Here is a 19,900-nt window from a genome sequence, read left to right as displayed (position 1 = left end):
TCTTGGCGTTTGCAACGGAGCAATGACTGTAGTTGGCATATATACCGCATTTGCTCCGACAGCCTCATAAAATAAAAAGGGAAAACTCATGGGTGGATTTAATTACGGTGGTGGGAAAGGTGATGGTACCGGTTGGAGTCGCGAGCGGGGTGATGAACCCGATCCAGGTGGTGGTTCCCAAGGCAACGGCGGAAGAGACAGTAGCAGCAGTGGGAATTCCCAGGCGGCAGCAATACAGCGACAGATGAACGCAATTAAAAGTGACTCTCACGTTAATAATGTTTTGAAAAATTTACAGAAAAAAGTGCGTACTGTGGCACCTAACGCAAGGGTTTCCCTTACAGGTGTGGATGATACAGGCAGAGTACAAGTGAGTATTGATGGGATTAGAATTGCGGACGATGCCGCAGTTTTAAACGCTATCAAGTCAGTCCCACAGGTTAAAAATTTACTTGGCATAGATTTCCCTAAGAGTGGCACAAGCGGGTTCGCAGGGAATATAGATACCGGACACAGAATCGGTAATTTTAAAAGCGTTCCTAACGGGAACAATACTGGAAATAATTCCGATGCCGAAGACAAGGCGTCACTGGAAACGTATTCCGAGGTACTAAGCGGGAATATCCCTCCCGGTTTCTGGCTTGATAATAATAAGGTCATGACCGAGGTTACGATAAAATATGAAATCAACGGTGGTGGGAAGGGAAGTGACCGTACAGGTTACAAACAAACTAACGCTGAAGTTCCTTCGCTGACAGCAGCCTACCAACAATTTAAACAAGTAGAGCGAGAAGTGGCCGAAGAAGCCCACAAAACCGAAGAAACCCGCAAGGCCGAAGAAGCCCGCAGGGCCGAAAAAGCCCGCAGGGCCGAGGAAGCCCGCAAGGCCGAGGAAGCCCGCAGGGCCGAGGAAGCCCGCAGGGCCGAAGAAGCCCGCAGGGCCGAGGAAGCCCGCAAAGCCGAGGAAGCCCGCAAGGTTGAAGCGGCGCGGAAAGCGCTGTTTGCCAAAGCGGGTATTTTGGATGCACCGGCTTATCCCCCCGAAAAGCTGAAAGCGGCCAATGCAGCGTTGGCAACCGCAGGCGCCATGGTACTCAACCGTGCGCCCGCCATGCTACAGGCGTCGACGGTTGCACAGGGTGTTATGACAACCTCCAGTGAACTGGCCGGTTCCGTAGCGGGGGCGCTGTGGCGTGGGGCAACGGAAGTCGGCAGCATACGTGCCGGTACCGCTGTCGCAGCAGGGTCGGTACTGGGGGCTTTGGCTGTCGGGTTCATTCCGACAGCCGCCGGAACGGGCAGTGACCAGGTTCCCGGTCGTGATGTCAATATGTTTGCCTTCCAGGCAAGTCTGGCGGCCGTTGGAACAACGACGATCCAGCCGGGGATGACCTCGGTCGATTTGCCGGTGCGCGGGTTTATATCGAGGGACAGGGACGGAAGGCAGAGTGTAAACTTTGTCAGAACGGGGGTCGGCAGCGTATCTGCCAGCGTACCGGTGTTCAGACCGGTACGTGATGAGGCAACCGGGCTGGATAAAATCACACTACCGGCAATGGGGGGCGTGCCTGCCCGAACCATACTGATCAATCCTGTGCCGACTGGCCCTGCAGCACCGTCACATACAGGCAATGGCTCACCGGTACCCAAGTCGCCAGTACATACCGGCACCAATATCAGACAGGCAGATAGCATAGTCGTCACGACCTTCCCGGCGGACGTCGTCCAGGATTTGCAAGATTTTATCTTGTGGCAGCCAGATGCGACGGAAACAGGCGTTGAAGCTATCTATGTAATGGTCAGTAAGCCTTATGGCGAAAGCAATGCCAGAGGCGAACACAGCGGCCGTGATTACAATACCGAGAAAGCTGGCGGGCCTATCCAGAACCTGGACTGGAAAACCGCTAAAATTGACCGTGCCGGTGTAGACAAGGTAAAACTGCATACAGGACGTTTCGGTGAATCTGCCGATAATAAGGTGATGGTCGACCGTCTGGAGAAAATCCTGAAAGGAGACCTTGCTCCGACTGATACCGATAAACGTTTTTATACTCATGAGATCAGGGAGTTGGAGCGCTATAGAAATCTTGGAGTTAAAGATGGCGAACGTCCAAAGAATAGAGCTGAAGTTTGGAACAATACCCATACAGCAACTCTCGAAGACTATAAAATCAATGAGAAAAATCAACCTTTGTATACACCTGAAGCTGATGAGGCGTATCGCAAAGCAGAGGAGGGTAAATAATGTTAGATCTTGAAGGTATTTATAAAAATGAAAGTGTAGAGGATGTCCTTTTGCATTTTGCGCCACGGACACCCTACCCTAGCATTGATCGTATGTATGTGCGCTACAAGTTTGAGATCGCTGCAGATGGGAAATTGTTACAAACATATCAACGGTTAGTAAGGGAAGGGAAACTGATAGAAAATGAAAATCCACTTCCAGAAAAAGGCCCCAACTGGAAAGCCCCAGCTTTCGTGACTGAGAAAAAATACGGCATCGAATAATCACCATATTTTTACGAAGCTTTAATTTAACCAAAGCCCAACAAATTCTCACTTGTTGGGCTTTTTATTAATACCGTCGTATTACTCTATCTATTTACCTGTACCATCAATATTCCATGAAGAGATAAATGGATGATATATCAGCACCACCCCTCAAGGCCGTCCGTCATAGCCATCCCAGTAGGTAGCCACGGCGGAATCCAGCAGGATCTGGCGTTGTTTTTGCGGGTTATCCACTGAATATTCCTGATTGATAAATTTCCCTTTCTGCCCCATTTCACTAAGGAATTCAGGGCTGCGGAAATAGGCTTCCTGCTGCTCTGCCTGCTGGCGCGTCAATCCCTTGGCTCGATCGGCCTTCCCCATTTGATAGAACTGGTCAAAAAACGGAATAGAGGCTTTTATCGAGTCTGGAATTTGGGTTCGCATTTCGGGGGAAAAATCCTCTCGCGCCAGTTGATAAATCGCATGCTTGGCGTGGCGTTCCGGGCTGCTTTTTTGGCTAGTGCAGGCGCTCAGGAACAGCGCGGTGAAGACAATAAGGATTCGGGGCAATGTCAAAGTCATCATTCTTCCTTGAAAAAGTACGTGGTAGCGACGCTCACATAACGTATCGGACTAATGAGTCGCGCTAATTTCAATCAACTTATTGATTGTTAAGGGTGACAGTATAGCCGCCAATGCTCTTGTTCAAGAAAATATTACTGGATGTTTCGGCCGGCTCGCAAAATTCCCTGTTGAATAAATGGTCATTTTTTTATCGTTTTGTGATCCTCACCCCAAACCGGGAACGTTCCCATTCCATAAAAAAAGCGGAGTGACTAAGCTTTGATCATTACTCCGACAACACCTCTGCGGCAGTCCCATACCAAGAAAGGTATCTAATAATGAGCAAAGTAAAACAGCAGGATATCGATCGCCTGATTGTGCTGGTGGGCGGGCGCGAGAATATCGCTACCGTTAGCCACTGCATTACCAGGCTGCGTTTTGTTCTCAATGACCCAGCTCTGGCCAAACCGAAAGAAATCGAAGAGTTGCCGATGGTCAAAGGCTGCTTCACCAACGCCGGGCAGTTCCAGGTGGTGATCGGCCCCGAGGTCGGGGATTACTACCAGGCTCTGATCGCCACCACCGGCGTCAATGAAGCCGACAAAGAGCAGGCCAAGGTCGCAGCGCGCCAGAACATGACCTGGAGCGAACGCGCCATCTCGCACTTCGCCGAAATCTTCTTCCCGCTGCTACCTGCCTTGATCAGCGGCGGTTTGATCCTCGGCTTCCGCAACGTCATCGGCGACATCCCGATGTCCGGCGGCCAAACGTTGGCGCAGATGCATCCGGCGTGGAAAACCATCTACGACTTCCTGTGGTTGCTCGGTGAAGCCATCTTCATGTTCCTGCCGGTCGCCATTTGCTGGTCAACGGTGAAAAAAATGGGCGGTACGCCGGTACTCGGCATCGTGCTGGGTATCACGCTGGTGTCCCCGCAGTTGATGAACTCCTATCAGCTCGGCCAGCAGATCCCGGAAGTGTGGAACTTCGGCTGGTTCACCATACAGAAAGTCGGCTATCAGGCGCAGGTGATCCCTTCCATGCTGGCCGGTATGGCGCTGGGCTGGATTGAGACCCGTTTGAAAAAGATCGTGCCGGATTACCTGTATCTGGTGGTGGTGCCGGTAGTTTCCCTGCTGCTGGCCGTGTTCCTGGCACATGCGTTTATCGGGCCGTTCGGCCGCATGATTGGCGACGGGGTAGCCTGGGCGGTGAAAGCCGTGATGACCGGCAGCTTCGCCCCTATTGGCGCTGCGCTGTTTGGCTTCCTGTATGCACCGCTGGTGATTACCGGCGTGCATCAGACCACGCTGGCCATCGATATGCAGATGATCCAGAGCATGGGCGGCACCCCGGTTTGGCCACTGATCGCACTGTCCAACATTGCGCAGGCCTCGGCGGTGCTGGGCATTATTATTGTCAGCCGCAAGGCCAACGAACGTGAAATCTCGGTGCCGGCGGCCATCTCCGCCTACCTCGGCGTCACCGAACCGGCGATGTACGGGATCAACCTGAAATACCGTTTCCCAATGCTGTGCGCAATGATCGGCTCCGCCTTCGCCGGGCTGATCTGCGGCCTGGACGGCGTGATGGCTAACGGTATCGGCGTCGGTGGTTTGCCGGGCATTCTGTCGATCAAACCGCAGTTCTGGATGATTTACACGGTGGCGATCCTGGTGGCGGTGGTGATCCCACTGGTACTGACCATCATGGTTTACAAACGCAAGGCCAGCCGCGGTGAGCTGCCGGTCTGATTGAAATGTAGGGGCCCGGTACCCGGGTCTATTAAGGTATTTATATGAGCAATCCAATCCCCTGGTGGCAGAACGGCGTCATCTATCAAATCTATCCGAAGAGTTTTCAGGACAGCACCGGCAACGGCTACGGCGATCTGGCCGGTGTGACGGAGCGGCTGGACTACCTGCAGGAACTGGGCATCGACGCCATTTGGCTGACGCCGGTGTATGTCTCGCCGCAGGTGGACAACGGTTATGACGTGGCAGATTACTGCGCCATCGATCCCGCCTACGGCAACATGGAGGATTTTGATCGGCTGATTGCCGCCGCCCACCAGCGCAGCATCCGCATCGTGATGGATATGGTGTTCAACCACACTTCGACCGAACACCCGTGGTTTAAAGCCTCGCAGGATCCTGAAAGCCCGTTCCGCCAGTTTTATGTCTGGCGCGACGGCGAAGGCGATGCCCTGCCGAACAACTGGCGCTCCAAGTTTGGCGGCAACGCCTGGCAGTGGCACGCCGACAGTGGCCAGTATTATCTGCACCTGTTTGCCACCGAGCAGGCAGATCTCAACTGGGAGCACCCACCGGTGCGCGAAGAGCTGAAGAAGGTTTGTCAGTTCTGGGCCGACAAAGGCGTCGACGGTCTGCGCCTGGACGTGATCAACCTGGTCTCCAAGCAGCAGGATTTCCCGTCCGATAACCAGGGTGATGGCCGCCGTTTCTACACCGATGGCCCACGCATTCATGAATTTCTACAGGAAATGAGCCGCGACGTGTTTCAGCCGCGTGGCCTGATGACCGTCGGTGAAATGTCCTCTACCACGCTGGAACATTGCCGGCAGTACGCAGCGCAAAGCGGCGAAGAGCTGTCGATGACTTTCAACTTCCACCACCTGAAGGTGGACTATGCCGGCGGCGAAAAATGGACGCTGGCGGCGCCGAATTACGTCGAACTCAAACAGATTTTCAGCCACTGGCAGCAAGGCATGCACAATCAGGCGTGGAACGCGCTGTTTTGGTGTAACCACGACCAGCCACGTATCGTTTCACGCTTCGGTGACGAGGGTGAACTGCGGGTGCCGGCCGCCAAGATGCTGGCTATGGTGCTGCATGGCATGCAGGGCACGCCTTATATTTATCAGGGCGAAGAGATCGGCATGACCAATCCGGGCTTTAACTCCATAGAACAGTATCGCGATGTGGAAAGCCTGAACATGTACGCCGAACTCAGCGCGCAGGGGAAAAGTGACGCCGAGCTGCTGGCGATCCTGGCCAGCAAATCCCGCGATAATGGCCGCACGCCAATGCAGTGGAGCGCCGCGCCGCACGCCGGTTTCACCCAGGGCACGCCGTGGATTAGTTGTGCGGAAAACTATCCGCAGATCAACGCCGAAGCGGCGCTGGCCGATCTGGATTCGGTGTTTTACGCCTATCGTCAGTTAATCACCCTGCGCAAACAGTATCCACTGCTGACCCACGGTGACTACCGTGACCTGGCCCCTGTTCACCCGGCGTTGTGGTGCTATCAACGCAGCTGGAATGGCCAGCGCCTGCTGGTGGTGGCCAACCTCAGCCGCGAACCGCTGGCCTGGCAGGCCGAAGGCGTGGAGCCCTCTGCTTTATGGCGGCCGCTGATGGGCAACTACGCCGACGCCCCTGCCCAGCCGCAGGCCACCAGCTTACGCCCGTTCGAAGCGGTGTGGTGGCTGCTGGAAGACTAATGCTGTCGGGGCGTGGCCGGCTACGCCCTACAGTTTTTTCAGCAGTTCCACCACGCAGGCAGCCTCTTGCACCAGGCGTTCATCGCTCATATCAGACACCCCCTGCACCAGATGCGGCGGCAGGTAATCCATGCCGGTCAGATTGGCTACCGCATGGAACGGGCGCAGCAAATCTGCCACCGGATAACGGTTATAACCTTCTGGCGTATAAGCCTGCGGATTGCCGCCGGTAGTAACCACCAGTTGCAGCGGTTTACCCTGCAGTTGGGTGCCTTCGCTGCCGTAGGCGAAACCGTGGGTTAATACCGCGTCCTGCCATTCACTGAGGATCGCCGGGGAACTGTACCAGTAGAATGGGAACAGCATCACCACCGCATCATGGCCCTGCAGCAACTCCTGCTCGCGCGCCACGTCGATTTTATAGTCCGGGTAAGCACGCATCAGTTCGTGAATAGTCACGTTCGGCAAAGGACGTAGGGCTTCGATCAACGCTTTGTTGATCCGTGAGTCATCGGGAAAACGGTGGGCGGTTAACACTAAAATGCGCGACATAAGAGATCCTTGATTTAAATTTGATATCGCATTTTTCCATTTCTCACGCGCCGGGTGTAGGCTGTTAGTTGTCACTTTAATTTCAACCGAAAGTATCAACCACTATGTCGCTTCCCTTTGATGTGCACCGCCTGCTGCCGGCCTTCCTTGCAGCCGCCCAGGCGCAGAACTTTTCCGCCGCCGCACGTCAATTGGGCGTCACGCCAGCGGCCATCAGCAAGAATATCCGCGTGCTGGAAGAAAAACTGGCGCTGCGGCTGTTCCAGCGTAATACCCACAACGTGGTGCTGACCGATGAAGGCAAGGCGCTGTTGCAACAGGTAGCGCCGTTGTGGCAGGCACTGTCCGCCACGCTGGAAACCGCCGGCAGCGCGCAACAAGCCCCTTCCGGTACGGTGCGCGTCAGCATGATCCCGGGTTTCGGCCGCCAGATGCTGATGCCGTTGATCCCGCAGTTCCTTGAACGCTACCCGCAGATCGACCTGGATCTTTCGCTGGATGCGCGGGTGGTCAATCTGGTGGGGGAAGGTTTTGATGTGGGGATCGGCAGCCGGGTCGATCCCGACAGCCGGCTGGTGGCGCGATCCTTGTACCCGATGCAGATGGTGCTGGCGGCCTCGCCCGGCTATCTGGCGCAGCACGGCATACCGCAGGATCCGCAAGATCTGTTGCAGCACAACTGCCTGTTGCATCGCAACCCGGCCACCGGTCGCAGCGTAAAATGGCCGCTGCAACAACAGGGCGAAGCCAAAGCGCTGGAGCTGCAGGGCCGTCTGGTAGCCAGCCGCCCGGAAATGCTGCTGGATGCGGCGCTGGCCGGGCTGGGCATCGTCTGCCTGGCCCGTTGGTACGCAGAGCATCATTTTGCACAAGGCACCCTGCAGCCGGTGCTGGCGGATTGCTGGCCGCGGCCGACCCAACTGTGGTTGTACTATGCCTCCGCCGATCTGCCGCCGCGGGTGCGCGTCTGGGTTGAGTTCCTGCTCGAGCATTTCCGTCACCGCCCGGCCTGAATTTTCAGGCCAAAAATTCGGGCTTGTACAGCTAACGCCCGCTCTTTCCATTTCCTTGTTCTACGTCAAAAGAATCTCGCCAATATCTATATATAGTGCATTAAGAAACACCAACACCTATATATAGTAGTTATCCACAAATTCATCCACACGTCGCTTCAGCCCTTGCGCGCTGCGGCATTGCCCTGTGGATAAGCCGAAATCATACCGATACCCAACGGCTTTTAGCCTGCCGGGCATCAGCGCTCCCTCGGGGAACAAGGAGTAACAACGTGAAACCAGTAGTGATTAAACGGGACGGTTGTCAGGTACCTTTTGACGAGGCACGTATTGGGCAGGCTATCGAGCGCGCCGCGCTGGCCGTCGGTATTGTCAATGCCGACTACTGCGCTACCGTCGCCCGCGTAGTCGCTCAACGGATGTCACAGCAGCAGCGCGTTGATATCCATGAAATTCAGCAGGCGGTAGAAAATCAGTTGATGGCCGGCGAATACAAGCAGCTGGCCCGCGCCTATATTGAATATCGTCACGATCGCGACGTAGCGCGTGAACTGCGCGGGCGGCTGAACCAGGAGATCCGCGGCCTGGTGGAGCAAAGCAACATGGCGCTGCTGAACGAAAACGCCAACAAGGACAGCAAAGTGATCCCCACCCAGCGCGATCTGCTGGCCGGGATCGTCGCCAAGCATTATGCCAAGCAACACATCCTGCCGCGTGACGTAGTGCTGGCCCACGAGCGCGGCGAGATCCACTACCACGATCTCGATTACTCGCCGTTCTTCCCGATGTTCAACTGCATGTTGATCGACCTGAAAGGCATGCTGACCAACGGCTTCAAGATGGGCAACGCCGAGATCGAACCGCCGAAGTCGATCTCCACCGCCACTGCAGTCACCGCCCAGATCATCGCGCAGGTTGCCAGCCATATTTATGGCGGCACCACCATTAACCGCATTGACGAGATCCTGGCCCCGTTCGTCAGCGAAAGCTTCAACAAGCATCGGCAGGTCGCCGAACAGTGGCAGATCCCGGACGCGCAAGGCTACGCCATGGCACGCACCGAGAAAGAGTGTTACGACGCCTTCCAGTCGCTGGAATATGAGGTCAACACCCTGCACACCGCCAACGGCCAGACGCCGTTCGTGACCTTCGGTTTTGGCCTGGGCACCTGCTGGGAATCACGGATGATCCAGCGTTCAATCCTGCAAAATCGCATCGCCGGGCTGGGCAAGAACCGTAAGACGGCGGTGTTCCCCAAACTGGTGTTCGCCATCCGCGACTGCCTTAATCACCAGTACGGCGATCCGAACTACGACATCAAACAGCTGGCGCTGGAGTGCGCCAGCAAGCGCATGTACCCGGACATCCTCAATTACGATCAGGTGGTGAAAGTCACCGGCTCGTTCAAAACCCCGATGGGGTGCCGCAGCTTCCTCGGTACCTATGAAGAAAATGGCGAACTGGTACACGACGGCCGCAACAATATCGGCGTGATCAGCCTGAATCTGCCGCGCATTGCGCTGGAGGCGGTCGGCGATGAAGACCGCTTCTGGCAGTTGCTTGACCAGCGTTTGCTGTTGGCGAAAAAGGCGCTGATGACGCGCATTGCCCGGCTGGAAGGCATCAAGGCCCGGGTCGCACCAATCCTGTATATGGAAGGCGCCTGCGGTGTACGCCTGAAGGCGGACGACAATATCGCCGACATTTTCAAGAATGGCCGCGCGTCGATCTCACTGGGTTATATCGGCCTGCATGAGACCATCAACGCGCTGTTCGGTGACCAACGGCACGTCTACGACGACGAAGCGCTGCGCGCCAAGGCGGTTGCCATTGTTGCCCGCCTGCGGGCCGCCACCGACAGTTGGAAGGAAGAAACCGGTTATGGCTTCAGCCTGTACAGCACGCCGAGCGAGAATCTGTGCGACCGCTTCTGCCGGTTGGATACCGCCGATTTCGGCGTGGTGCCGGGCGTCACCGACAAAGGCTATTACACCAACAGCTTCCACCTCGACGTGGAGAAAAAGGTTAATCCTTACGACAAACTGGATTTTGAAGCGCCTTATCCCCCATTGGCCAACGGCGGTTTCATCTGTTATGGCGAATACCCGAACCTGCAGCACAACCTGAAAGCGCTGGAAGACGTATGGGATTACAGCTACAGCCGCGTACCTTATTACGGCACCAATACGCCGATCGATGAGTGCTACGAGTGCGGCTTCACAGGCGAGTTTGCCTGTACCAGCAAGGGCTTTACCTGCCCGAAATGCGGCAACCACGAGCCATCCAAGGTGTCCGTCACCCGTCGGGTGTGTGGTTACCTCGGCAGCCCGGACGCCAGGCCGTTCAACGCCGGTAAGCAGGAAGAAGTGAAACGCCGGGTGAAACACCTGGGGAATGGGCAAATCGGCTAACGCCGGGCCGCTCTGCATCAGGGCTCAGCATGCTGAGCCCCTACCATCAGAAAGCGAAATATGAACTACCACCAGTACTACCCCATCGACGTGGTCAACGGCCCCGGTACCCGCTGCACGCTGTTTGTCGCCGGTTGCGTACACCAGTGCCCCGGCTGCTACAACAAAAGCACCTGGCGGCTTAACTCCGGCCAACCTTTTACCCAGGCGATGGAAGACCAGTTGATTGCCGATCTGAACGACAGGCGTATTCCGCGCCAGGGCCTGTCGCTGTCCGGCGGCGATCCGTTGCACCCGGCCAACGTCCCGGCGGTGCTGCAATTGGTGAAAAGAGTGCATGCCGAGTGCCCCGGCAAGGATATCTGGCTGTGGACCGGCTACCGGCTGGCAGAGCTGGATGCCCAGCAAATGCAGGTTGTGGACCGGATTAACGTGCTGATTGACGGCAAGTTTGTGCAGGATTTAAAAGACCCGGCGCTGATCTGGCGCGGCAGCGCCAATCAGGTGGTGCATAAGCTGCGTTGAGGATCCCCTCATCCCGGCCCTCTCCCTCAGGAGAGGGAGATGGGCATCTAACCATTGTCGCATATCTTCGCTTACACCATCCCCATTCCCACCACGCCAGTGACTATCCCGCACAGCGCCACCAGCGCGGCGGTCAGGCACAGGGCTTTGGCGGAAAAGGCTTTGTTCAGCATCAGCAGTGAAGGCAGGCTGACCGCCGGCAGGGTCATCAACAACGCCAGCGCCGGGCCGGTGCCCATCCCCGCCAACATCATGGTCTGCACAATCGGGATTTCCGCTGCCGTGGGGATCACAAACAGGCAACCGGCGATCGCCAGCCCAATGATCCACAGCAGACTGTTGTCTATCGCACCGTCAGCATGCGGGAACAGCCAGACCCGTGCCGCCCCCAATGCCAGCACCGCCAGAATGTAGATCGGAATGGTCGACCAAAACAGCGCCCACAGCGCCTTTAGCCAGCGGCCAAAGAAGGGTTGTGCCTCGGTTTTCTCCAGCGGTATCACCGGCATTTGCAGTGCTGCAGGTTGCGGGTCGTTGGCAGTCGCGCGCTGCACCAGCCAGGCAATGCCCAATACCATAATCACCCCGGCCACCAGCCGAATAGCGGCAAACTGCCAGCCAAGCACGAAGCCCATAAAAATCAGCGTCGCCGGGTTCAGCACCGGATTACTTAGCCAGAATGCCATCGCTGCGCCGCTGGATACCGACTGACGACGCAGCCCGGCGGCGACCGGTGCCGCACAGCAGGTGCACATCATGCCCGGCAGGGCGATCGCTGCGCCCAAAAGGGTGCCGGAAAACCTCGGATGACCCAATGTACGCATCAACCAGTCACGCGGGATTAACACCTGCACCAGCGAGCCCAATACCACGCCGAGCACTGCAGCCTTCCACACCGCGGTGAAATAGACCAGCGCATAGTGCCAGGCCGCCAGCCACGGGCTGCTGTCGCCATTAGCCAGTATCGATTTGCCGATCGAGTGGGTATCCGCCGCCAGAAAAGCCTTGCCGTAATAGGGCTGCCATTTGACGTAGTAGAGCCCGACGGCCACCACCAGCAGAAACAGGATCGGTTTCCACAGCGGCCAGGGGCGGCTGCGGTGTTCGGTTGCGGTCAAGGGCTGTGGCATGGGGTTGGCTCGGTTCGGTTCGGTGAACAATGACGTCAGCTTAGCGCGCCGCCGCCCCGAGCGCATCATCAGCCTGTCCCAAATAGTTCATCTGTTCGCCACTGACACGTAACCAGATTGTCATTTAACCCCGGCAGAATAACGCCAACTTCACCAAAGGGTACACATCATGCAACGCCAATCATCAGCATCCTGTGAATGGGTATTCGGCACGCCGAGGTTTTTATTATGATGGACTTATCTAGACATCCGACCAGTTTCCCTACCCGCTACCAGCAAATCGCCGCGCAGCTAGAGCAAGAGCTGCGTACCCAATACCGCTGCGGTGACTATCTGCCCTCCGAACAACAGCTGGCAGAGCGCTATCAGGTTAATCGCCATACCCTGCGCCGCGCGGTTGACCAATTGGTGGATCGCGGCTGGCTGCAACGTCGGCACGGCATCGGCATTTTGGTGCTGATGCGCCCCTATGACTATCCGCTGCATGCCAATACCCGGTTCAGCCAGAACCTGTTCGAGCAGGGCAGCCACCCCACCAGTGAGCGCTTACTCGCTGTATTACGCCCGTGTAATGGGCATGTTGCCAGTGCACTGTCGCGTGAAGAAGGCGAAACGGTGATCCACCTGCGCACCCTGCGCCGGGTCAACGGCGTGCCGATGAGCCTGATCGACCATTATCTGCCAGATCTGGACTGGTGGCCGGCGTTGCAGCAGTTCCACAGTGGCTCATTGCACGAATTTATCGAACTCAACATCCACCAGCCGCTGACCCGCAAGCAGACGCGCATCAGCGCACGCCGCGCGCAGGCTAAAGAGAGCCGGTTGCTGGAAATAGCCACCCACGCGCCGCTGCTGTGCGTGCGCACCCTCAACGTCTGCACCGGCAGTGACAGCGTGGCGGAATACTCCGTCAGCCTGGCACGCGCCGACATGATTGAACTGACCATGGAGCACTGAATGCAAGCCTTACAGCCGAGACAACGCTGGATGTCGGTATTGGCGCACAGCCAGCCGGACCAGTTGCGCAGCCACTGGCAGGCGCTGAACCTCAGCCCGCGCTATCAAACCATTCGCGCGCCGGAAATTGGCCTGGCGCAGTTACAGGGCCGCATGGGTGCCACCGGCCGCCGCTTTGTGCTGGGCGACATGACCGTCACCCGCGCGGTAGTGCAACTGGAAAACGGCGGTTACGGCTACAGCTATATCGCCGGACGTGACAAGGCGCATGCCGAACTCTGTGCGCTGGCGGATGCCCTTTTGCAACTGCCGGAGCAGGCCGAATTGCTGCAACAGCAGCTGATTGAGCCACTGGCGGCCTTGCAACATGAGCAACGCCAACTCCGTGCCCGGGCGGTAGCCTCCAGCCGGGTGGACTTCTTTACGCTGGTGCGAGGGGATTAACCGATGAGCCTACTGACAGGTTTTGCACAACCGATCGAACAATCGCAACAGGCTTTCCGCCTGATCCTTAAGGCGTTAAGTGAACCAGGCTATATCGTCACACTGCCGGCAAGCCCGGCCTGGGGCGCGCTGAACGCCGCCAGCACCGCCGCACTGCTGACCCTGGCAGACCAGGAAACCCCGATTCAACTGTGTCTGGCGCTAGAAAGTGAGCAAGTGCTAACAAACATTCGCTTCCATAGCGGTGCTCCGTTGGCCAATAACAGCGAAGAGGTGTGCTTTGCCCTGTTCGATGCACAACTGCAGGCCACTGATTTGCAAGCGTTACCGCACGGCAGTGAGATTTCCCCCGAGTTCAGCGCCACGGTGGTGGTACAGATCGACAGTCTGGAACAGGGTACCCCGCTGCGCCTGACCGGCCCCGGCATTGAACATCAGCGGGTTATCTCGCCGTCGTTGCCGCAGGCCTTACTGGATTACCTGATTAACCGCCCGCAGCGTTTCCCGCTGGGGCTGGATTTCCTGCTGACCTGCGGTGAGCGCCTGCTGGCGCTGCCACGGGCCACCCATGTGGAGGTGTGCTGATGTACGTTGCCGTTAAAGGGGGCGAAAAAGCCATTGAGGCCGCCCATCAGTTACAGGAACAACTGCGGCGCGGCGACGACAGCGTACCCGCGCTCGGCACCCAGCAGATTGAACAGCAATTGGGGTTGGCGGTAGATCGGGTAATGACCGAAGGCGGTATCTACGATCCGCAGTTAGCGGCGCTGGCCATCAAGCAGGCGAGCGGCGATCTGGTCGAGGCTATTTTCCTGCTGCGCGCCTACCGTACCACCCTGCCAAGGTTGGCGGTCAGTGAGCCATTGGCGACCGAAAATATGCGGCTGGAGCGCCGTATCTCGGCGGTTTACAAGGACTTGCCCGGTGGGCAGGTATTGGGGCCGACCTACGATTACACCCACCGGCTGCTGGATTTTGCCCTGCTGGCCGAAGGCGAAGCGCCGCGTGCGCCACAGGCCGACGAACCGCTGCCGGAAAATTGCGCCCACGTGTTCGACTTGCTCAGTCAGCAGCAACTGGCACTGGCGGAGCAGGATGACGGCAGCGCGCCGGATGATATCACCCGCAATCCGCCGGTTTACCCCTGTTCCCGCTCGGCACGCTTGCAACAACTGGTACGCGGTGACGAAGGCTTCCTGCTGGCACTGAGCTACTCCACCCAGCGTGGTTACGGCCGTACCCACCCGTTCGCCGGCGAGATCCGCACCGGCTATGTTTCGGCGGAGATAGTGCCAGAAGAGCTGGGTTTCGCGGTAGATATCGGCGAGATCCTGTTGACCGAATGTGAAATGGTCAACGGCTTTATCGACCCGGTCGACCAGCCGCCACATTTCACCCGCGGCTACGGTCTGGTGTTTGGCCGCGCCGAACGCAAGGCGATGGCGATGGCGCTGGTGGATCGCGCGCTGCAAAGCCCCGAGTACCAAGAAGGCATCGCCAGCCCGGCGCAGGATGAAGAGTTCGTGCTGGCCCACGCCGACAACGTCGAAGCCGCCGGCTTCGTTTCCCACCTCAAATTGCCGCACTACGTTGATTTCCAGGCCGAACTGGAATTGCTCAAGCGCCTGCGGCAGGAATTCAGCGAACGTCAGGAGGCCCGCGATGAGTGAAGTATTAACCGGTTATAACCTGGGCTATCTGGACGAACAGACCAAACGCATGATCCGCCGCGCTATTTTGAAGGCGGTAGCAATCCCCGGCTATCAGGTACCGTTCGGCGGCCGTGAGATGCCAATGCCCTACGGTTGGGGCACCGGCGGCATTCAGTTGACTGCCAGCGTGATTGGCCGCGCCGACGTGCTGAAGGTGATCGACCAGGGGGCCGATGACACCACCAATGCGGTTTCCATCCGTCGCTTCTTCCAGCGCGTTGCCGGCGTCGCCACCACCGAGCGCACGCCGGAGGCCACGCTGATCCAGACCCGGCACCGTATCCCGGAAACCGCGCTGCGTGAAGACCAGATCCTGATTTATCAGGTGCCAATCCCGGAGCCGCTGCGCTTTATCGAGCCGCGTGAAACCGAGACCCGCAAAATGCACGCGCTGGAAGAGTACGGCGTGATGCAGGTGAAACTGTATGAAGACATCGCGCGCTACGGCCATATCGCCACCACCTACGCCTATCCGGTGAAGGTCAACGACCGCTACGTGATGGATCCGTCACCGATCCCGAAATTCGATAACCCGAAAATGCACATGATGCCGGCGCTGCAGCTGTTTGGGGCCGGGCGCGAGAAGCGTATCTACGCCCTGCCGCCGTTCACCAAGGTGGAGAGTCTGGACTTCGACGACCATCCTTTCACCGTGCAGCAGTGGGACGAGCCTTGTGCCCTGTGTGGCTCACGCCACAGCTATCTCGATGAGGTGGTGCTCGACGATCAGGGCAGCCGCATGTTCGTTTGTTCCGACACCGATTACTGCCAGCAGCAGCTGGCGCAACCTTCGCAAGAGGCGCAGCACTGATGACTTCCACCCCTCTGAGCACCACACCGCTGCTGTCGGTGACTAACCTCACCCATCTGTACGCACCGGGCAAGGGCTTTAGCGATGTCTCTTTCGATATCTATCCCGGCGAAGTGCTGGGCATCGTTGGCGAATCCGGCTCCGGCAAAACCACGCTGCTGAAATCTATCTCCGCACGGCTGGCACCGCAGCACGGACAAATCCTTTACCGCCCGCAGGCCGGGCAACAGCACGATCTGTACGCGATGGCGGAAAGCGATCGCCGCCGCCTGCTGCGTACCGACTGGGGCGTGGTGCATCAGCATCCGCTCGACGGACTGCGCCCCCAGGTTTCTGCCGGTGGCAACATCGGTGAACGCCTGATGGCTATCGGCCAGCGTCACTACGGCGACATTCGCCGTCAGGCCGGCCAGTGGCTGGAGGACGTCGAGATCCCGGTATCACGCCTGGATGACCTGCCGACCACCTTCTCCGGCGGCATGCAACAGCGGTTGCAGATTGCCCGCAATCTGGTGACCCACCCGAAGCTGGTGTTTATGGACGAACCCACCGGCGGGCTGGACGTTTCGGTACAGGCGCGGCTGCTCGATCTGCTGCGCACGCTGGTGGTGGAAATGCAGTTGGCGGCAGTGATCGTCACCCACGATCTCGGCGTAGCGCGCCTGCTGGCACACCGACTGCTGGTGATGAAACAGGGCGAGGTGGTGGAAAGCGGCCTGACCGACCGGGTGCTGGACGATCCGCACCATCCTTATACCCAACTGCTGGTTTCTTCGGTGCTGTCGTAACGCAAGGTAATGATAAATGACTATTCAAATCCGGGTTGAACACCTCAGCAAAACCTTTGTGCTCCACCAGCAGCACGGCACGCAACTGCCGGTGCTGCACGATGCCAACATGACGGTCAGCAGCGGCGAATGCGTGGTATTACACGGGCATTCCGGCAGCGGAAAATCCACTCTGCTACGCTCACTGTACGCCAACTATCTGCCTGACAGCGGCCATATCTGGGTTAATCACCAGGGTGAATGGCTGGATATGGTGCAGGCCGAAGCGCGTCAGATCCTGGCGGTACGCCGCCATACCCTTGGCTGGGTCAGCCAGTTTCTACGGGTGATCCCGCGTATCAGCGCGCTGGACGTAGTGATGCAGCCGCTGCTGGAACAGGACGTCAACCGCGCCGAATGCCGCGAACGCGCCGAGACGCTGCTCAATCAGCTCAACGTACCGCAACGTCTGTGGCAGCTGGCGCCGTCGACCTTCTCCGGTGGTGAACAACAGCGGGTGAACATCGCTCGCGGCTTTATCGTCGATTACCCGATCCTGTTGCTGGACGAACCCACCGCCTCCCTCGACAGCCGCAACAGCGCGGCCGTGGTCGCGCTGATCGAGCAGGCCAAACAACGTGGCGCGGCGATCGTCGGTATTTTCCATGATGAAGGCGTCCGCCAGCAGGTCGCCGACCGGTTATATGACATGCAGGCGCCACAGGCGCTGGAGATCCTCTGATGATCATCAATAACGTGAAACTGGTGCTGGAAGATCAAACTGTCGAAGGCTCGCTGGAGGTCAGCGACGGCATGATCCGCAGCTTTGCCGATACGCCCAGCCAGTTGCCGCAGGCATTGAACGGTGAAGGCGGCTGGCTACTGCCGGGGTTGATTGAACTGCACACCGACAATCTGGACAAGTTTTTCACCCCGCGCCCGAACGTCGACTGGCCGGCGCATTCGGCCATGAGCAGCCATGATGCATTGATGGTGGCCAACGGCATCACCACCGTGCTGGACGCGGTGGCGATTGGCGACGTACGTGACGGCGGCCATCGGCTGGAAAACCTGCAAAAAATGATCGACGCGGTGATCCACAGCCAGCGCGCCGGGGTCAACCGCGCCGAGCACCGGCTGCACCTGCGCTGCGAACTGCCCAACGAGAGCACCCTGCCGCTGTTCGAACAGCTGATGGACAAGCCAGGAGTGTCGCTGGTGTCGTTGATGGACCATTCGCCGGGCCAGCGCCAGTTCGCCTCGCGTGAAAAATACCGTGAGTATTATCAGGGCAAATATCACCTCAACGACCAACAGATGAGCGAGTATGAAGAGCGGCAGGTCGAGCTTTCTGCCCGCTGGGCCACGCCGAACCGCGAAGCCATTGCCGCCCATTGCCGGGCGCGTAAAATTTCGCTCGCCAGCCACGACGATGCTACCGCCGCCCACGTCAGCGAGTCCTGCGCGCTGGGTAGCGTGATTGCCGAGTTCCCCACCACCGAAGATGCCGCTCTTGCTTCGCACCAACAAGGATTGCAGGTGCTGATGGGCGCACCGAATATCGTGCGTGGCGGCTCACATTCCGGCAACGTGGCAGCCCATCACCTGGCGGCGTTGGGCGTGCTGGATATCCTGTCCTCCGACTATTACCCGGCCAGCCTGCTGGATGCGGCGTTTCGCATTGCGGCCGATGAGCGCAACGGCTACAGCCTGCCGCAGGCGGTACAGATGATCACCCGTAACCCGGCCAGAGCGCTGGATTTGCAGGATCGCGGCACCATCGCCGAAGGCTTGCGGGCGGATCTGGTGTTGGTACGACCGCACGGCGAGCACGTTTACGTGCAGAACGTGTGGCGCCAGGGCAAGCAGGTGTTCTGATGGCGCAGCTTATCTATCTGATGGGACCATCCGGCTCAGGCAAAGACAGCCTGTTGGCCGCACTACGCGCCGATGTCGACAGCGCCCCACTGGTGGCGCACCGCTATATCACCCGGCCGGCAGATGCCGGCTGCGAGAACCATATTGCGCTCAGCGAACCGGAGTTCCTGCGCCGCCGCGCCAAAGGCTTGTTTGCCCTCGACTGGCAGGCGCATCAGCACCATTACGCCTTTGGCATCGAGGTGGATCTGTGGCTGTTGCAGGGGATCGATGTGGTGGTCAACGGATCGCGTGCCCATCTGGCACAGGCACAGCATCGCTATGGCGCACAACTGCTGCCGGTGTGCCTGCAGGTCAGCAGCGATATTCTACGTCAACGCCTGCAAAACCGCGGGCGTGAAAACGCCGATCAGATAGAACAACGGTTGGCGCGGGCGGCGGAATATCAGCAAAAGTTGCCCGCCCTTTGCTGCCGACTGGATAACGACGGCAACCTTGATGACACCCTGGCAGCGCTGTTGGCGCTACTGCCCGCTTCAGCCAAACAACCACAGGATGCCATGCCATGAATGATTTGGCGCAGCCGAAAATCGGCGACAATGTGACGCTTAACCGCAGCCGCCTCGGCCAGTATGTTCATCTGGCCGACGATGCGATCCTCGAAGAAGTCGAAATGGGCGACTATTCCTATACCGCCGGACATAACCAGATTTTTTACGCCACCATCGGCAAATTCGTGTCGATTGCCTCTTATGCGCGCATCAATCCCGGCAACCATCCCACCTATCAGCGCATCGCCCAGCACCATTTCACCTATCGCGCTTCGGAGTACGGCCTGGGGGAAGATGATGAGGCCTTCTTCGACTGGCGGCGTGAACACCACGTGACCATCGGCCACGACGTGTGGATCGGCCATAACGCCATCGTGATGCCCGGTGTCAGCATCGGCAACGGCGCGGTAATCGGCAGTGCGGCGGTGGTGACCAAGGATGTGGCCCCTTATGAGATTGTCGCCGGCGTGGCGGCCAAAAAGATCGGCATGCGTTTTGACGACGCTCTGATTGAACGTATTGAACGCAGCCAGTGGTGGCACTGGGATCATCAGACGTTGCAACAACGGCTGGCGGATTTCCGTGATATCCATGCCTTTGCGGAGAAGTATTTATAATCGGGAGTGACC

At 58.1% G+C, this 19,900-nt stretch carries 20 protein-coding genes; 17 read left to right on the top strand and 3 right to left on the bottom strand.

The window, feature by feature from the left end:
• Positions 1–88: 88 nt before the first annotated feature.
• Together SERS4_RS27205 and SERS4_RS0102885 are read left to right on the top strand one after the other, a co-directional pair.
• Positions 89–2,245 (top strand): S-type pyocin domain-containing protein, encoded by a 2,157-nt coding sequence (locus tag SERS4_RS27205; protein WP_017891409.1) that lies wholly within the window; start codon positions 89–91, stop codon positions 2,243–2,245.
• Positions 2,245–2,508, top strand: coding sequence for a hypothetical protein (locus SERS4_RS0102885; RefSeq protein ID WP_017891408.1), 264 nt, complete (start codon positions 2,245–2,247; stop codon positions 2,506–2,508). The genes SERS4_RS27205 and SERS4_RS0102885 overlap by 1 nt, the downstream gene beginning before the upstream one ends.
• A gap of 153 nt (positions 2,509–2,661) precedes the next feature.
• On the opposite strand, the gene SERS4_RS0102880 is transcribed toward SERS4_RS0102885, so the two are convergent.
• Positions 2,662–3,075 carry an Exc2 family lipoprotein gene (locus SERS4_RS0102880; protein ID WP_017891407.1) on the bottom strand — a complete coding sequence of 138 codons (414 nt, stop codon included), beginning with the start codon at positions 3,073–3,075 and terminating at the stop codon, positions 2,662–2,664.
• Between the two features lie 320 nt (positions 3,076–3,395).
• Between SERS4_RS0102880 and treB the strand changes: the two genes are divergently transcribed.
• Positions 3,396–4,811, top strand: coding sequence for a PTS trehalose transporter subunit IIBC (gene treB / locus SERS4_RS0102875; RefSeq protein ID WP_012004987.1), 1,416 nt, complete (start codon positions 3,396–3,398; stop codon positions 4,809–4,811).
• 44 nt (positions 4,812–4,855) lie between these two features.
• A complete protein-coding gene (gene treC / locus SERS4_RS0102870; protein ID WP_017891406.1) occupies positions 4,856–6,520 on the top strand; it encodes an alpha,alpha-phosphotrehalase in 1,665 nt (554 codons plus the stop codon).
• A gap of 27 nt (positions 6,521–6,547) precedes the next feature.
• Here the strand turns inward: treC and SERS4_RS0102865 are convergent, their stop codons facing one another.
• On the bottom strand, positions 6,548–7,072 hold the full coding sequence (locus SERS4_RS0102865) for an NAD(P)H-dependent oxidoreductase (protein ID WP_017891405.1): 525 nt from the start codon (positions 7,070–7,072) through the stop codon (positions 6,548–6,550).
• 104 nt (positions 7,073–7,176) lie between these two features.
• Between SERS4_RS0102865 and SERS4_RS0102860 the strand changes: the two genes are divergently transcribed.
• The 3 genes from SERS4_RS0102860 (at position 7,177) to nrdG (ending at position 11,021) form a co-directional block, all read left to right on the top strand.
• Positions 7,177–8,085, top strand: coding sequence for a LysR family transcriptional regulator (locus tag SERS4_RS0102860; protein WP_012004984.1), 909 nt, complete (start codon positions 7,177–7,179; stop codon positions 8,083–8,085).
• 272 nt (positions 8,086–8,357) lie between these two features.
• Positions 8,358–10,496 carry an anaerobic ribonucleoside-triphosphate reductase gene (gene nrdD / locus SERS4_RS0102855; protein WP_017891404.1) on the top strand — a complete coding sequence of 713 codons (2,139 nt, stop codon included), beginning with the start codon at positions 8,358–8,360 and terminating at the stop codon, positions 10,494–10,496.
• Positions 10,497–10,556: 60 nt separating this feature from the next.
• The gene (nrdG, locus tag SERS4_RS0102850; protein ID WP_017891403.1) at positions 10,557–11,021 is read left to right on the top strand and encodes an anaerobic ribonucleoside-triphosphate reductase-activating protein; all 465 of its coding nucleotides are present in this window, start codon (positions 10,557–10,559) and stop codon (positions 11,019–11,021) included.
• A 71-nt stretch (positions 11,022–11,092) separates the two neighbouring features.
• Here nrdG and SERS4_RS0102845 read toward each other — a convergent pair whose 3' ends face one another.
• A complete protein-coding gene (locus SERS4_RS0102845) occupies positions 11,093–12,151 on the bottom strand; it encodes a permease (RefSeq protein ID WP_026142169.1) in 1,059 nt (352 codons plus the stop codon).
• Positions 12,152–12,382: 231 nt separating this feature from the next.
• On the opposite strand from SERS4_RS0102845, the gene phnF reads away from it, so the two are divergent.
• From phnF to SERS4_RS0102795, 10 genes are read left to right on the top strand one after another with little or no spacing between them, the layout of a single operon-like run.
• Positions 12,383–13,108: a phosphonate metabolism transcriptional regulator PhnF gene (phnF, locus tag SERS4_RS0102840; protein ID WP_026142168.1), complete on the top strand. Its 726-nt coding sequence runs from the start codon at positions 12,383–12,385 to the stop codon at positions 13,106–13,108.
• Positions 13,109–13,552 (top strand): phosphonate C-P lyase system protein PhnG, encoded by a 444-nt coding sequence (phnG, locus tag SERS4_RS0102835; RefSeq protein WP_012004979.1) that lies wholly within the window; start codon positions 13,109–13,111, stop codon positions 13,550–13,552.
• Positions 13,553–13,555: 3 nt separating this feature from the next.
• Positions 13,556–14,137, top strand: a complete 582-nt coding sequence (gene phnH, locus SERS4_RS0102830; RefSeq protein ID WP_017891400.1) for a phosphonate C-P lyase system protein PhnH — start codon at positions 13,556–13,558, stop codon at positions 14,135–14,137.
• Positions 14,137–15,222 carry a carbon-phosphorus lyase complex subunit PhnI gene (locus SERS4_RS0102825; protein ID WP_012004977.1) on the top strand — a complete coding sequence of 362 codons (1,086 nt, stop codon included), beginning with the start codon at positions 14,137–14,139 and terminating at the stop codon, positions 15,220–15,222. The genes phnH and SERS4_RS0102825 overlap by 1 nt, the downstream gene beginning before the upstream one ends.
• Positions 15,215–16,075 carry an alpha-D-ribose 1-methylphosphonate 5-phosphate C-P-lyase PhnJ gene (locus tag SERS4_RS0102820; protein ID WP_017891399.1) on the top strand — a complete coding sequence of 287 codons (861 nt, stop codon included), beginning with the start codon at positions 15,215–15,217 and terminating at the stop codon, positions 16,073–16,075. The genes SERS4_RS0102825 and SERS4_RS0102820 overlap by 8 nt, the downstream gene beginning before the upstream one ends.
• The gene (phnK, locus tag SERS4_RS0102815) at positions 16,075–16,863 is read left to right on the top strand and encodes a phosphonate C-P lyase system protein PhnK (protein ID WP_012004975.1); all 789 of its coding nucleotides are present in this window, start codon (positions 16,075–16,077) and stop codon (positions 16,861–16,863) included. The genes SERS4_RS0102820 and phnK overlap by 1 nt, the downstream gene beginning before the upstream one ends.
• A 16-nt stretch (positions 16,864–16,879) precedes the next feature.
• Complete coding sequence (gene phnL, locus SERS4_RS0102810) at positions 16,880–17,584, top strand: phosphonate C-P lyase system protein PhnL (protein ID WP_017891398.1); 705 nt, start codon at positions 16,880–16,882, stop codon at positions 17,582–17,584.
• Positions 17,584–18,720, top strand: a complete 1,137-nt coding sequence (gene phnM / locus SERS4_RS0102805) for an alpha-D-ribose 1-methylphosphonate 5-triphosphate diphosphatase (RefSeq protein WP_017891397.1) — start codon at positions 17,584–17,586, stop codon at positions 18,718–18,720. The genes phnL and phnM overlap by 1 nt, the downstream gene beginning before the upstream one ends.
• Positions 18,720–19,289 (top strand): ribose 1,5-bisphosphokinase, encoded by a 570-nt coding sequence (phnN, locus tag SERS4_RS0102800; protein ID WP_017891396.1) that lies wholly within the window; start codon positions 18,720–18,722, stop codon positions 19,287–19,289. The genes phnM and phnN overlap by 1 nt, the downstream gene beginning before the upstream one ends.
• Complete coding sequence (locus tag SERS4_RS0102795) at positions 19,286–19,888, top strand: DapH/DapD/GlmU-related protein (RefSeq protein WP_017891395.1); 603 nt, start codon at positions 19,286–19,288, stop codon at positions 19,886–19,888. Before phnN ends, SERS4_RS0102795 begins: the two co-directional genes overlap by 4 nt.
• The last annotated feature ends 12 nt before the right edge of the window (positions 19,889–19,900 follow it).

This window comes from Serratia sp. S4, assembly GCF_000347995.1.
Taxonomy (GTDB): domain Bacteria; phylum Pseudomonadota; class Gammaproteobacteria; order Enterobacterales; family Enterobacteriaceae; genus Serratia; species Serratia quinivorans.
The sequence above is the reverse complement of the archived record's forward strand: the minus strand, read 5'-3'. Positions and strand labels throughout refer to the sequence as shown.

Bases quoted from the DNA above. Each gene is read 5' to 3' on its own strand.
- phnL (WP_017891398.1), top strand. From the start codon at position 16,880: ATGACTATTCAAATCCGGGTTGAACACCTCAGCAAAACCTTTGTGCTC.
- SERS4_RS0102820 (WP_017891399.1), top strand. From the start codon at position 15,215: ATGAGTGAAGTATTAACCGGTTATAACCTGGGCTATCTGGACGAACAG.
- SERS4_RS0102880 (WP_017891407.1), bottom strand. From the start codon at position 3,075: ATGACTTTGACATTGCCCCGAATCCTTATTGTCTTCACCGCGCTGTTC.
- SERS4_RS27205 (WP_017891409.1), top strand. From the start codon at position 89: ATGGGTGGATTTAATTACGGTGGTGGGAAAGGTGATGGTACCGGTTGG.
- SERS4_RS0102885 (WP_017891408.1), top strand. From the start codon at position 2,245: ATGTTAGATCTTGAAGGTATTTATAAAAATGAAAGTGTAGAGGATGTC.
- phnF (WP_026142168.1), top strand. From the start codon at position 12,383: ATGGACTTATCTAGACATCCGACCAGTTTCCCTACCCGCTACCAGCAA.
- phnN (WP_017891396.1), top strand. From the start codon at position 18,720: ATGGCGCAGCTTATCTATCTGATGGGACCATCCGGCTCAGGCAAAGAC.
- phnH (WP_017891400.1), top strand. From the start codon at position 13,556: ATGAGCCTACTGACAGGTTTTGCACAACCGATCGAACAATCGCAACAG.
- SERS4_RS0102860 (WP_012004984.1), top strand. From the start codon at position 7,177: ATGTCGCTTCCCTTTGATGTGCACCGCCTGCTGCCGGCCTTCCTTGCA.
- SERS4_RS0102825 (WP_012004977.1), top strand. From the start codon at position 14,137: ATGTACGTTGCCGTTAAAGGGGGCGAAAAAGCCATTGAGGCCGCCCAT.
- SERS4_RS0102865 (WP_017891405.1), bottom strand. From the start codon at position 7,072: ATGTCGCGCATTTTAGTGTTAACCGCCCACCGTTTTCCCGATGACTCA.
- SERS4_RS0102845 (WP_026142169.1), bottom strand. From the start codon at position 12,151: ATGCCACAGCCCTTGACCGCAACCGAACACCGCAGCCGCCCCTGGCCG.
- nrdG (WP_017891403.1), top strand. From the start codon at position 10,557: ATGAACTACCACCAGTACTACCCCATCGACGTGGTCAACGGCCCCGGT.
- treC (WP_017891406.1), top strand. From the start codon at position 4,856: ATGAGCAATCCAATCCCCTGGTGGCAGAACGGCGTCATCTATCAAATC.
- SERS4_RS0102795 (WP_017891395.1), top strand. From the start codon at position 19,286: ATGAATGATTTGGCGCAGCCGAAAATCGGCGACAATGTGACGCTTAAC.
- phnM (WP_017891397.1), top strand. From the start codon at position 17,584: ATGATCATCAATAACGTGAAACTGGTGCTGGAAGATCAAACTGTCGAA.
- treB (WP_012004987.1), top strand. From the start codon at position 3,396: ATGAGCAAAGTAAAACAGCAGGATATCGATCGCCTGATTGTGCTGGTG.
- phnG (WP_012004979.1), top strand. From the start codon at position 13,109: ATGCAAGCCTTACAGCCGAGACAACGCTGGATGTCGGTATTGGCGCAC.
- phnK (WP_012004975.1), top strand. From the start codon at position 16,075: ATGACTTCCACCCCTCTGAGCACCACACCGCTGCTGTCGGTGACTAAC.